We start from the raw sequence: 12,953 nt of genomic DNA, 5'->3' as shown, positions 1-12,953 counted from the left end.
TAAGAATAAAAAATTAAGAATAAAAAATTAAAAATAAGCAACAAAAAAACATCCATTGGATGTTTTTTTTGTTGCTTATTTAAATTGATGACTTTGAATTGATAATCTCGCACCACTTACATATCCACTAAAGAATAAGTAGCTTGACATATTAATAGTCTGTTTCTTATATCTTACATTCTTATCACCGTTAAGAGTTCTCTTTGCTGCTGTGATACAACTTTTATTTAAAGATTTGTTATCGTACAATGCTAATGATCTTTTTAATGAACCATTTCTAACAGGACCGAACTGATAAGGCTGATAAATAACACCATTTAATGAGTTTGGATAACTTTTAGATTTTACACGGTTCATAATAACAATACCAACAGCCTTTTTTCCGGCGAAACATTCAGCACCGGCTTCGCTATAAATAATAGCAGACATTAATCTTAACTGTTTCTTTGTGTAATTATTTTTTACTTTAATATTAATAGTAGCGTATGTTTTCTGATTTGCATTCGAAACCAATGTAACTACAGAAGAACCTTTTTTAACACCTCTTATAACACCTGCTGCTGAAACAGTGGCAACTCTTGGGTTGCTTGATGTTATTGTGTAATTCTTCATCTTTTTTTTCTTTATCTTAAGTAATTTGTATGCTTTTACATTTTTGTTTACTTTTACTGTTTGTGTGGCTGTTACTTGAGTAGTGGATGCTGTCTGCTGAACTGTTGTCTGCTGTGTAGGTTCAGCCGCTTTAACAGTCATAGTGCTTACTGCACATGATGTAAAAAGTAAAAGTGCTAAACTTAAAAATCTCTTTTTCAAAATAACCTCCAAATTTGTTACAAATTTATTACATTTGTCTCACGAATGTCAATTATGCCGTAAAATTTGTAATTTGTCAAGGTTATTAATGTAATAATAATGCCATATTCCAGTAATTTCCTAATAATTATTTACTTATTTTAGTAGGATATTTCGGTATGCTCAAAGTAAACTTACCTTATACAAACCTATAATAAATATATAAACAAGGGTAGATTAGGGCATTTTTCACTATAATTTGTCACTAAGAATATTTTACAGAAAAATGTCAAAAATAAAGATTAAAAAAAATCCTATTAACCTTATATATAACATTGGGAAAAGAATTGTAAAAAATTAAAAAATGTGTAGAATATATAGAGAAAAGGTTATTCCTATAAGAAACAAAGGAAAAAGTTTTGAAAAGGTATTTACAAATTTTGAATAAGGCTATATAATTCCTAGTGAATTAATAGGAATTAATAAGGAGGAAAGTATTATGTATATATACGCAGATAATGCAGCAACAACTAAAATTAGTAAATCAGCACTTGATGCGATGATTAAAACAAATGAAGAAGCTTACGGAAATCCATCCAGCTTACATAGCGTTGGACAGAAGGCTAAGGAAGTTTTGGAACAGGCGAGAGTTGATATAGCTAAGTGCATTGGTGCGGACTTTAAAGAAATATATTTCACATCAGGCGGAAGCGAAGCTGACAATCAGGCAATTATTTCAGCTGCTAAACTTGGTGCATTAAGAAATAAGAAACATATTATTTCTACAAAAATTGAACATCATGCAGTTCTTCATACTTTAAATAAATTAGAAAAAGAAGGATTTGAAATTACGTTATTAGATGTGCCTGAAAACGGTGTTGTTAATGTAGAAGATGTTGAAAATGCAATTAGAGAAGATACAGCATTGGTTACAATTATGTTTGCCAACAATGAAATCGGAACATTACAGCCAATTAAGGAAATCGGTGCAGTTTGTAAGAAACATGGTGTTGTTTTCCATACAGATGCAGTTCAGGCAGCAGGTCATGTTAAGATTGATGTAAATGAATTAAACATAGACATGCTCTCAATTTCAGGTCACAAATTCCATGGACCAAAGGGTGTAGGTGTTTTATTTGCCAGAAAAACTGTTCCACTTACTAATGTAATAGAAGGTGGCGCTCAGGAAAGAGGTAAGAGAGCCGGTACAGAAAATCTTCCGGGAATAGTAGGAATGGCAGTAGCTTTACAGGAAGCTTGTGCTAATATGGAAGAAAATGCAAAGAAGGAAACAGCTTTAAGAGACAGATTGATCAAAGGTTTATCAGAAATTGAATATTCAATGTTAAATGGTGATCATGAGAAGAGACTTCCAGGTAATGTAAATTACATTTTTGAAGGTATTGAAGGTGAATCTCTTCTATTATTATTAGATGCAAGAGGTATTGCAGCTTCATCAGGTTCTGCATGTACATCAGGCTCACTTGATCCAAGCCATGTATTACTTGCAATTGGAAGACCTCATGAGATTGCTCATGGTTCACTTAGACTTACAATTACTGCTGAAAATACAGAAGAAGAAATCGACTACATTGTTGAAAAAACAAAAGAAGTAGTTGCTTACTTAAGAAGTATTTCACCGGTATGGTCAAGAATGATGGAAGAAAAGAACAACAAATAAAGTACATTAATATATATTGTGATTAGATGCAAAAGCAATTTTGTATTGAAAGGAGATTTAATATGTTATATAGTGAGAAAGTAATGGATCATTTCATGAATCCTAGAAATGTAGGAACAATCGACGACGCAGACGGTGTTGGAGAAGTAGGAAACGCTAAATGTGGCGATATAATGAAAATATTTATAAAAGTAGATAATGATATTATTTCAGATGTAAAATTTCAGACATTTGGATGTGGTTCAGCTATTGCAAGTAGCTCAATGGCAACAGAATTAATTAAGGGAAAACCATTAAGTCAGGCACTTGAACTTACAAACAAGGCTGTAGCTGAAGCATTAGATGGTTTGCCAGCACACAAACTTCACTGTTCAGTATTAGCTGAAGAAGCTATTAAGGCAGCTATTGAAGATTATCAGAAGAAAAAAGAAGCTGGAGAAGTAAAATAATTTCATTAATTCTCTTGCATTCTAGGTTGTTGTGTGATTAAATAAAGAGTCGATTGTCAAGACAGAGGCTGGCATAATATATACGGTTGATACGCATTTATGCCTGACACCTATTGGGCGTGATGTGCAGGATGCCACTGGCTATGTTTTGGCGTATGAAGATTGACTGATTTTACAAGCTTATAATTCATAAGATTAAAAACAAAAAAGGATTGGAAGAGAAAAGTGAGTATTAAAGAAATTCAAGATGAAATTATTAAGTTAAAAAAAGAAAAAGATATTTGTATATTAGCCCATTGTTATCAGAATCCTGAAATTTTGGAAGTGGCAGATTTTACAGGTGACAGTTTTGGACTTTCTGTTGAAGCGGCAAAAACTGATGCAAAAACAGTTATTATGTGTGGCGTTAGATTCATGGCTGAAACAGTTAAGATTTTATCACCTGATAAGAAAGTTATTTTGTCAAATGCTGATGCAGGTTGCCCAATGGCAGAAATGATGGACAAGGACTTAATCGAACAGGTTAAGAAAAGTTATCCGGATTACACAGTTGTAGCTTACATTAATACAACAAGTGAGTTGAAGACAATATGCGATGTTTGCGTAACATCATCTTCAGCAGTTACAATTTGTAATAAGATTGAAAATGACAAGATTTTATTTATACCGGATTGTAATTTAGGTGATTGGGTTTCACAGCAGATTTCTCATAAAGAATTCAAGTTACTTTCAGGTGGTTGTCCAACTCATGCAAGAATGAGTAAGGAAGATGTGAAGAAGGCAAAAGAAAAATGGCCTAACGCACAGTTGTTAGTTCATCCTGAGTGTAAACCTGAAATTGTTGAACTTGCTGATTATGTTGGCTCAACAACAGGAATTATGAATTATGCAAGAAAAAGTGATCATAAGGAATTTATTATTGGTACAGAGAATTCTATCGTAACTCATTTACAGATGGAATGTACAGATAAGATTTTCCATCCATTGTCAAAAGATTGTGTATGCCACAATATGAAGGCAACAACTTTAACAGATGTTTTAAACTGTTGTAAGGGTATTAGTGGTGATGTAATTGAAATGGATGAAGATACAAGAATTAAAGCGAAGAAATGTATCGACAAAATGATTGAAATGGGATAAATTAAAATAATGAGTATAAGGCTGAAATGTATTTTCAGCCTTATGTTATTATCAAAATCCTATAGAAAATTTAGGAGGAAAATATGAAAGCATTAATAGCTATGAGTGGCGGTGTTGACAGCAGCGTTGCAGCAGTTTTTATGAAAGAAAAAGGATATGATCCAATAGGCGTTACAATGAAGCTTTACGACAACGAGGATATTAATATTTCTAATGAAAAAACATGTTGTTCATTAAGTGATATTGAAGATGCAAGAAGTATTGCTTTTCAAGAAGGATTTCCATATTATGTTTTCAATTTCAAAGCACAGTTTAGAGAAAAGGTAATGGATAAGTTTGTTAATTGCTATAAATGCGGTATGACACCTAATCCATGTATTGACTGTAACAGATATTTGAAATTTGACGAGTTAGACAGAAGAGCCAAAGAGTTAGGCTGTGATGTTATCGTAACAGGTCATTATGCAAGGATCAGATTTAACGAAGAGACAGGCAAGTACGAACTTCTTAAAGGTATAGATGACTCAAAAGACCAAAGTTATGTTCTTTATTATATGACTCAGGAAGAATTAAGCAGAACAATGTTTCCTTTAGGGGAATATACAAAAGACGAAATCAGAAAGATTGCAGAAGAGCATAAACTAATTAACGCCAACAAACACGATAGTCAGGATATTTGTTTTATTCCTGACGGTAATCACATGAAGTTTATAGAAGAATATACTCATGAAAAAGTTGGCAGAGGTAATTTCCTTGATATTAATGGAAAAGTAATTGGCCATCACAATGGTTATTACAGATATACAGTAGGTCAGAGAAAAGGAATTAATGTTAATCGTGATGGAAAACATTATGTATTAGAAATCAGACCGGAAACAAATGAAGTTGTAGTTGGTAGAAATAAAGACTTGTTTGCTAATCAGTTAATCGCATCTGATTTTAACTGGATTTCAGGTGAAACTCCAACAGAGCCTATAAGAATCAGTGGTCGAACAAGATACCATCAGCCATTAACAGAAGGAACAGCAGAAGTTTTAGAAAATGGTGACGTAAAAGTTACATTTGATGAACCAATCAGAGCCATTACAAAAGGCCAGTCAGTTGTTTTATATAACGGCGATGTTGTTTTAGGTGGCGGTGCTATAGTGAAATCAATGAACAGCCAGGTATAAATTTATCAATTAAGATTAGAGCTAACACCCAAAATATAATATATGAACAAAAAGCAATTTCTATTTAAACTATTTTTTACAAAACATAAAGTTTAGTAAGAAGAACAGTTTTAAGTAGAAGTTGCTTTTTTACAAAATAATTGGTGTTTTAACATATGATTCAATATAGTAAAATAGAAAATATAAAAAACATCTTAAAACATACTAAATATATATACAATAAATATTTTTTAAAAAAAGTCAATATCTCCTATTGACATTGTAGGAAATAAGTTGTATCATTCCTATTGTAAACAAAACCTACTAAACATATAGGAAATAAAACATTTCTTATAACAAGGAATTAAAAAGGAGTAAGGTAATGAACAAGACAAAGACAGCGTATAATTACAAAATGAGAAAAACATACTGTTGTGTCAGAAGTTACATAGGAAATGCAAAGGCACGAATGTGCAGTTAATATATAATAAGAAGTAATGATTTGAGATTACCGATGAGCCAATTAAATGTAAGTCAAAAGAAAGCTAAAGGAAATATCAAATTATTGAATTAAAGTTTTATAAAAAAAATTGGAGGAAACAAAAATGGCAAAAGTTTACGAAAGTGCATCAGAGTTAGTTGGTAAGACACCACTACTTAAATTAAATAAATATCAGGAAAGCGTAGGAGTTAAGGACGCAAGCATTTTAGCAAAGCTTGAATATTTAAATCCTGCAGGAAGTGTTAAGGACAGAGTTGCTCTTCAGATGATTGAAGATTTAGAAGAGAGCGGACAGATTAAACCAGGAGCAACTTTAATTGAGCCAACATCAGGAAACACAGGTATTGGTATTGCAGCAGTTGCCGCATCAAAGGGATACAAAGTAGTAATTACAATTCCTGAAACAATGAGTATTGAAAGAAGAAACATTATTAAAGCATACGGTGCTGAAATTGTTTTAACAGACGGAACAAAGGGAATGAAGGGCGCAATTGCTAAGGCTGAAGAGTTAAAGGAAGCAACTCCTGGTTCAGTAATTCTTGGACAGTTTGTAAATCCTTCAAATTCTAAGGTTCATAGATTAACAACAGGACCTGAAATTTGGGAAGACACAGATGGGAAGGTTGACATTTTTGTTGCAGGCGTTGGTACAGGTGGTACTGTTACAGGTGTAGGTGAATATTTGAAATCAAAGAACCCTAACGTAAAAATTGTTGCAGTAGAACCAAAAGACAGTCCTGTTCTTTCAGAAGGCAAAGCTGGAGCACACAAGATTCAGGGTATTGGTGCAGGATTTGTTCCTGATGTACTTAATACAGAAATCTATGATGAAATTATTCCTGTATCAAATGAAGATTCTTTTGAAACAGGTAAGGCAATTGCGAAAACAGAAGGTGTTTTAGTTGGTATTTCATCAGGTGCAGCATTATTTGCAGCAAAGGAACTTGCAAAGAGACCTGAAAACAAAGGAAAAACTATTGTAGCATTATTTCCTGACTCAGGAGACAGATACTACAGCACAGCTTTATTCCAGTAGAAATTAAATAGAAATATAAAAAAATAAACCAAAGATAGAATAACAAAAGAAAACATGGCTTTATAATGACAGTTAATGTAAAGCTAGATAAAAGCACTGATTTTAGCAAAAATATATTGCAAAATAAAGAACAAAATACAATTGAATAAGAAATTATATTAAGTATAGTAAACAAGAAAAACAGATAGGAGATTTTAAATGAGCGAAAGAAATTATAGATTTGAAACATTACAGTTACACGTAGGACAGGAACAGCCGGATCCGGCAACAGATTCAAGAGCAGTACCAATTTACCAGACAACATCTTATGTATTTAAGAACTCAGCACATGCAGCAGCAAGATTTGGATTAGCTGATGCAGGTAACATTTATGGTAGATTAACAAATTCAACACAGGGTGTATTCGAAGACAGAATCGCAAAACTTGAAGGTGGTGTAGCGGGTCTTGCAGTTGCATCAGGTGCAGCAGCAATTTCATACACAATTCAGGCTTTAGCAGGAGCAGGCGAACATATTGTTGCCCAGAAGACAATTTATGGTGGTACATCAAACCTTTTAGCACATACATTACCAAACTACGGTATCACAGCTACATTTGTAGATGCTCATAACTTAGAAGAAGTTGAAGGAGCAATTCAGGGAAATACAAAGGCTATCTACCTTGAAACATTAGGAAACCCTAACAGTGATATTCCTGATCTTGATGCAATCGCTGAAATTGCACATAAGCATGGACTTCCTGTAGTAGTTGATAACACATTTGGTACACCATACCTTATTCGACCAATCGAACATGGAGCAGACATTGTTGTTCATTCAGCAACTAAGTTCATCGGTGGCCATGGAACATCACTTGGTGGTGTAATCGTTGACGGTGGTACATTTGATTGGGCTGCAAGCGGAAGATATCCTGGAATTTCAGAACCAAACCCAAGTTACCATGGCGTAAGATTTACAGAAGCAGCAGGTCCTGCAGCTTTTGCAACATACATTAGAGCAATTTTACTTAGAGATACAGGTGCAACAATTTCACCATTTAATGCTTTCTTATTACTTCAGGGTACAGAAACATTATCTCTTAGAATTGAAAGACATAACGAAAATACTAAAAAGGTTGTTGAATATTTATCAAATCATCCATTAGTTGAAAAAGTAAATCATCCATCATTACCAGATCACCCAGATCATGGGTTATATGAAAAATATTTCCCAAATGGTGGGGCAAGTATCTTTACTTTCGATATCAAGGGTGGTCAGGAAGAAGCTCATAAGTTTATTGATAATCTTCAGTTATTCTCATTACTTGCTAACGTTGCAGATGTTAAGTCATTAGTAATTCATCCTGCAACAACAACACATAGCCAGTGCACAGCTGAAGAATTAGCAGAACAGAACATTAATCCAAACACAATCAGATTATCAATTGGTACAGAAAACATTGATGATATTATTGAAGACTTAGATGAAGCATTTAAGGCACTTCAGTAATTAACATAACAATTGATTGAAAAATATATAGGCAGGCATAGACGGGAAACTGTTTATGTCTGCCTTGATTTTTTTAAAAATATTATAAGTACCACATAAATGAATGTGTACTTGATTTTTAAAATAAATAATATAAAATCGTTATAGGTATTAATATTTGTTTCGCGAAAATTATTTCGTGTGTGCTAAGGTTAAGTTCATTCATATTAGAGGACAGTTAGAATAAGAACTTTAGACACGATGATTTTATAAATAAATTAATGAAAATTGAACAAATTAAGTAGTAAAAATTAAATAAATATATTGCGAGGTTGTATATGGATTATTATAAAAGAGCAGTAGAATTAAACGATGACACAGTAGCTAACAGACGTTATATACACGAAAATGCAGAAGTAGGTTTGGAACTTCCAAACACAGTTGAATATATAATGAAGAAGTTAGAAGAGTATGGCTTAAAACCTGAAAAGTGTGGCCATGGTGTAACCGCAACAGTAGGTAGAGGTGGAAAAGTTATTTTACTAAGAGCAGATATGGACGCCCTTCCAATGACTGAGGAAAGTGGCGAAAGTTTTGCCAGCAAAAATAAAAATGCGGCACATTGTTGCGGCCATGATTTTCATGCAGCCATGTTATTAACAGCAGCAAGAATGTTAAAAGAAAACGAAAAAGAACTAAAGGGAACTGTTAAGTTTATGTTCCAGCCGGCAGAAGAAATTTTTGAAGGTAGCAAGGACATGGTAGAAAATGGCTTGCTTAAAAATCCAAAACCGGATGTAGCACTTGCAACTCATGTGGTAGTTGGTAGAATCCCAATTGGAACTTATATGTATAACAGCAAAGATACAATGATGTATTCAGTTGACGGCTTTAAAATCACTGCTAAGGGAAAAGGTTCTCATGGGGCATATCCTCATGTGGGAATAGATCCAATCAACATTGGGGCACACATTCATTTGGCATTACAGGAGTTAGTTGCAAGAGAAAGTGATCCTTCAAAAGCAGTTGCTTTGACAGTTGGAAAATTTCAGGCAGGTACAGCAGCAAACATTATACCTGAAACAGCAGTTTTAGAAGGCACTCTTCGAACAAACGATAGCAAAATGAGAGAAAAAATTGTTAACAGAATAAAAGAAGTAGCAGAAAAAACTGCAGAAGTTTATGGTGGCAGTGCAAGTATTGAAATGATATATGAAGTGCCTACAATAACATGCGATAGCAAACTTACGGAAGAGTTTGTTAAGTATATTAAAGAAATTAACGGCCCTGAAATGATACCGTATCCTGATGTTACAGCTAGTGCTTCAGACGATTTTGCAGTAATAGCTGAACAGATACCAAGCACGTATTTATATATTTCGGCAGGTTTTATGGATGAGAGAGGTGATTATCCTGTTCATCATCCAAAAGTAAAGTTTAATGAAGAAGTTTGCCCTATAGGATCCTCGGTTATGGCTCACTTGGCAACAAGATGGCTGGGAGAAAATTAGTGAATAACAAAAAAGAAGTAATTAGAATGATAAAATTTATGCTGTTTTCAATATCAGCAGTAGTTATTGAGGGTATAGTTTTTGGAAAAGCAACAGACACAAAGGAGACGATATCATGTTATCAAATAGAAGAATAGTTATTATAGGAGCAGGTCACGTGGGAACTCATTGTGCAGCAGCACTGAGTTTTCAAAATATATGCGACGAGATAGTTTTTATTGACAGAGATAAGGAAAAAGAAAAAAGTCAGGCAATGGATTTAGCTGACAGTGTGGCATTTTTACAGTCGGCACCGGTTATAAGAGTTGGAGATTACAAAGATTGTGAAGATGCAGATATTATTGTAATTGCAGCAGGGGTACCAAGGCTACCGGGCCAGACAAGACTTGATACATTAGGGGCATCAGTTGAATGTATTAAGGATGTTGTGGAAAACTTAAAGCAAGTGAAAATAAATGGTATTGTAATTACAATTACTAATCCTGCCGACATAATAGCTGATTATGTAAGGAAAGGGCTTGATATGCCTAAAAATCAGGTGTTTAGCACAGGTACATCATTAGACACAGCCAGAACAAGAAGAACCGTTGCAGATTTATGTAATGTAGATCCAAGAAGCGTTCTAGCTTTTGCAATGGGAGAACATGGCGATTCATCAATGGTTCCTTTTTCTCACATGACAATATTTGGAAAGCCTTATAAAGAATTTGTATCAGAAAATAAGGGAAGAGTAAAAGAATTTTCTGAAGAAAAAGTAGTTGAAGGCACACATATGCGTGGAATGGATATTATTAACGGAAAAGGTTCAACTGAATTTGGCATAGGTGCGGCACTTGCTGATATGGCAAAGGCTGTTTTAACAAATGAACACAGAATACTTCCTGCATCAACTTTACTTGAAGGGGAATACGGTCAGAAAAATGTTCACGCAGGAGTGCCATGTATCATTGGTAGAAATGGCATTGAAAGTGTAGTGGAACTTCATTTGACAGAAGAGGAAAATAAGCAGTTTGCAAAATCCTGTGATATTATAAGAGAGCACATAAAAATGGCAGAGACTATTTAAAGTTAAAAACAGAAAGAAGGAAAAATGGAAAATTACAGCATACATCTTCCAAGTTATTCTATTGGAGACAAGGTATATAACAAGATTCCCGAAATATGTGGAACTTATGGAAAAAAGATTATTGCAATTGGTGGTCATAAGGCAATTAATGCAGCAAGAGAAAAAATAGAAAAAGCAATTGAAGGTTCAGATTTAGAAATACTGGATTTTTTATGGTACGGTGGAGAGGCAACTTATGAAAATGTCGAAGCCTTAATGGAAAATCAGCTTGTAAAAGAAGCCGACATAATTTTTGCAATTGGTGGTGGAAAATCAACAGATACAGGAAAATGCTTGGGGGTAAAAATAGACAAACCGGTATTTTCTTTTCCAACAATAGCATCAAACTGTTCAGCTTGTACAAGTGTGTCCATAATGTATTATCCTGATGGAAGATTTAAGGAGCCTTTCTTTTATCCGGCACCACCGGTTCATGCTTTTATTGATACAGAAATTACAGTAAATTCACCATCAAGATATTTATGGGCTGGTATGGGCGACACTTATGCAAAATATTTTGAAGCTGAAATGTCTTCAAAAGGAGAGGAATTACAGCATTATTTCCAAATGGGTGTAAATGCAAGCCGAATGTGTTACGAGCCTATAATGAAATATGGAAAAGCTGCCATGGATTCAAATGACAGAAAACAAAATTCTTATGAATACGAGCAGGTTGTATTGGCAATTATAGTATCAACTGCTGTTGCTTCAATTTATCTTACGGCAGAGCACACAGTTCATTACAATTCAGGATTGGCACATGCTATATTTTATTCTTTGACAGCGCATCCTCATATTGAAAAAAATCATCTTCATGGGGAAGTTGTAAGTTATGGTGTTTTAAATCTTTTACTTGTAGACAACAATATGGAAGATTTTGAAACAGTATATAAATTTAACAAGTCAGTAGGACTTCCAACATGTCTTAAAGATTTGGAATTTACAAAAGACAACATAGAACAATTAGCAGAAAATGCGGTAATAATGAAAGATATCGAGCATAACCCATACGTTATTACAAAGGAAATGTTAATAACATCAATGGAAAAATTAGAAGAATTAAATAAATAAAATTGCAAAGGATAAGATTAATGGACAAGAAAATAATATTTTTGGATTTAGATGGAACATTAACAAATGATGAAAAGAAAATTACACCTAAAACAAAAGAAGCCCTTATGGACATTCAAAAAAGAGGTCATATTGTGGCTCTTGCGTCTGGCAGACCAACGCCTGGCATGGGATTTATTGCAAAAGAGCTGGAACTTGAAAAATATGGTGGATATGTTATGTCATTTAATGGTGGAAAAATTATCGACTGGAAAACAAAGGAGACAGTTTTTGAGAATACTCTGGATAGAAAATATCTTCCTGATTTAATAAGATATGCAAGACAAAACAATCTGGGGCTGATTACTTATGACAACAAGCAGGGACTTGTGGCTACACGAGTAGATCCGTATGTAATGCTTGAAACTGTAAAAATCAACAGAATACCGGCATTTTTAACAGATGTAGTAAAGTATGTGGACTACAATCCAAACAAATGCCTTTACACTGTAGATCCTGAAATTTCAGAATATCACGAAAAAAGGCTTGCCGAAAAATTCGGAGATGTTCTTTCAGTGTATCGTTCTACAGATTACTTTATTGAAATTGTACCAAAGGGAATTGACAAAGCTGCATCAATTAAAGTTTTAATTGACAAATTAAACATACCTCATGAAAATACAATTGCCTGTGGTGATGGATTTAATGATTTGTCAATGATTAAATATGCAGCAGTTGGTGTTGCAATGGAAAATGCTGTAGATGCAGTGAAAGAAAATGCTGATTATATTACAGCATCAAACAACGATGATGGTATAGCAAAGGTAGTAGAAAAGTTTATAACGGATTAATGATGGGATGAATGTATTACTTTCTAAACTTGATGAAGCAATTGATGATTTAGAAAATGGTCGTGTACTTACAGAGGAAGAGTTATGGGAAGAAATTGACAGCATATAGAGGATTGGGTATGGAAACAAAAGACTGCAAAATAGAAATTTAGGGTTGACTGACAGAAATGGTTGACGTATAATCCTTACTAACAGTTGAAGATGACCATTGAAACCGT

At 33.8% G+C, this 12,953-nt stretch carries 12 protein-coding genes; 11 read left to right on the top strand and 1 reads right to left on the bottom strand.

Translation table 11 applies throughout. The annotated features are described in order from the left end of the window. Positions 1-75 precede the first annotated feature (75 nt). Complete coding sequence (locus DWZ69_RS04715) at positions 76-813, bottom strand: cell wall hydrolase (RefSeq protein ID WP_118436293.1); 738 nt, start codon at positions 811-813, stop codon at positions 76-78. Positions 814-1,291: 478 nt separating this feature from the next. Here DWZ69_RS04715 and nifS point away from each other — a divergent pair, with 478 nt between their 5' ends. From nifS to DWZ69_RS04665, 11 genes are all read left to right on the top strand, one after another. Next, positions 1,292-2,473, top strand: a complete 1,182-nt coding sequence (gene nifS, locus DWZ69_RS04710; protein WP_022164752.1) for a cysteine desulfurase NifS — start codon at positions 1,292-1,294, stop codon at positions 2,471-2,473. Positions 2,474-2,535: 62 nt separating this feature from the next. Further along, complete coding sequence (gene nifU / locus DWZ69_RS04705) at positions 2,536-2,922, top strand: Fe-S cluster assembly scaffold protein NifU (RefSeq protein ID WP_022164753.1); 387 nt, start codon at positions 2,536-2,538, stop codon at positions 2,920-2,922. Between the two features lie 225 nt (positions 2,923-3,147). Continuing rightward, positions 3,148-4,062, top strand: coding sequence for a quinolinate synthase NadA (nadA, locus tag DWZ69_RS04700; protein ID WP_118436291.1), 915 nt, complete (start codon positions 3,148-3,150; stop codon positions 4,060-4,062). An 83-nt stretch (positions 4,063-4,145) separates the two neighbouring features. Further along, positions 4,146-5,234 (top strand): tRNA 2-thiouridine(34) synthase MnmA, encoded by a 1,089-nt coding sequence (mnmA, locus tag DWZ69_RS04695; protein ID WP_117998813.1) that lies wholly within the window; start codon positions 4,146-4,148, stop codon positions 5,232-5,234. 584 nt (positions 5,235-5,818) lie between these two features. Beyond that, on the top strand, positions 5,819-6,751 hold the full coding sequence (cysK, locus tag DWZ69_RS04690) for a cysteine synthase A (RefSeq protein ID WP_118436289.1): 933 nt from the start codon (positions 5,819-5,821) through the stop codon (positions 6,749-6,751). 198 nt (positions 6,752-6,949) lie between these two features. Then, a complete protein-coding gene (locus tag DWZ69_RS04685) occupies positions 6,950-8,239 on the top strand; it encodes an O-acetylhomoserine aminocarboxypropyltransferase/cysteine synthase family protein (protein WP_118436287.1) in 1,290 nt (429 codons plus the stop codon). Between the two features lie 317 nt (positions 8,240-8,556). Beyond that, positions 8,557-9,729 (top strand): M20 family metallopeptidase, encoded by a 1,173-nt coding sequence (locus DWZ69_RS04680; RefSeq protein ID WP_118436285.1) that lies wholly within the window; start codon positions 8,557-8,559, stop codon positions 9,727-9,729. After that, complete coding sequence (locus DWZ69_RS12055) at positions 9,729-9,866, top strand: hypothetical protein (protein ID WP_158561038.1); 138 nt, start codon at positions 9,729-9,731, stop codon at positions 9,864-9,866. The genes DWZ69_RS04680 and DWZ69_RS12055 overlap by 1 nt, the downstream gene beginning before the upstream one ends. After that, positions 9,845-10,795, top strand: a complete 951-nt coding sequence (locus tag DWZ69_RS04675; RefSeq protein ID WP_199640862.1) for an L-lactate dehydrogenase — start codon at positions 9,845-9,847, stop codon at positions 10,793-10,795. The genes DWZ69_RS12055 and DWZ69_RS04675 overlap by 22 nt, the downstream gene beginning before the upstream one ends. 24 nt (positions 10,796-10,819) lie before the next feature. Next, a complete protein-coding gene (locus DWZ69_RS04670) occupies positions 10,820-11,905 on the top strand; it encodes an iron-containing alcohol dehydrogenase family protein (RefSeq protein ID WP_117998817.1) in 1,086 nt (361 codons plus the stop codon). Between the two features lie 20 nt (positions 11,906-11,925). Beyond that, positions 11,926-12,735 (top strand): Cof-type HAD-IIB family hydrolase, encoded by an 810-nt coding sequence (locus DWZ69_RS04665; RefSeq protein ID WP_118436281.1) that lies wholly within the window; start codon positions 11,926-11,928, stop codon positions 12,733-12,735. The last annotated feature ends 218 nt before the right edge of the window (positions 12,736-12,953 follow it).

The sequence above is a fragment of the Eubacterium sp. AF34-35BH genome (assembly GCF_003477765.1).
Lineage (GTDB): Bacteria > Bacillota > Clostridia > Lachnospirales > Lachnospiraceae > Eubacterium_G.
Note: the sequence above shows the minus strand (reverse complement) of the source record. Positions and strands in the feature narration are given on the sequence as shown.

Bases quoted from the DNA above. Each gene is read 5' to 3' on its own strand.
- nifS (WP_022164752.1), top strand. From the start codon at position 1,292: ATGTATATATACGCAGATAATGCAGCAACAACTAAAATTAGTAAATCA.
- nifU (WP_022164753.1), top strand. From the start codon at position 2,536: ATGTTATATAGTGAGAAAGTAATGGATCATTTCATGAATCCTAGAAAT.
- mnmA (WP_117998813.1), top strand. From the start codon at position 4,146: ATGAAAGCATTAATAGCTATGAGTGGCGGTGTTGACAGCAGCGTTGCA.
- cysK (WP_118436289.1), top strand. From the start codon at position 5,819: ATGGCAAAAGTTTACGAAAGTGCATCAGAGTTAGTTGGTAAGACACCA.
- DWZ69_RS04685 (WP_118436287.1), top strand. From the start codon at position 6,950: ATGAGCGAAAGAAATTATAGATTTGAAACATTACAGTTACACGTAGGA.
- DWZ69_RS04680 (WP_118436285.1), top strand. From the start codon at position 8,557: ATGGATTATTATAAAAGAGCAGTAGAATTAAACGATGACACAGTAGCT.
- DWZ69_RS04675 (WP_199640862.1), top strand. From the start codon at position 9,845: ATGTTATCAAATAGAAGAATAGTTATTATAGGAGCAGGTCACGTGGGA.
- DWZ69_RS04670 (WP_117998817.1), top strand. From the start codon at position 10,820: ATGGAAAATTACAGCATACATCTTCCAAGTTATTCTATTGGAGACAAG.
- DWZ69_RS04665 (WP_118436281.1), top strand. From the start codon at position 11,926: ATGGACAAGAAAATAATATTTTTGGATTTAGATGGAACATTAACAAAT.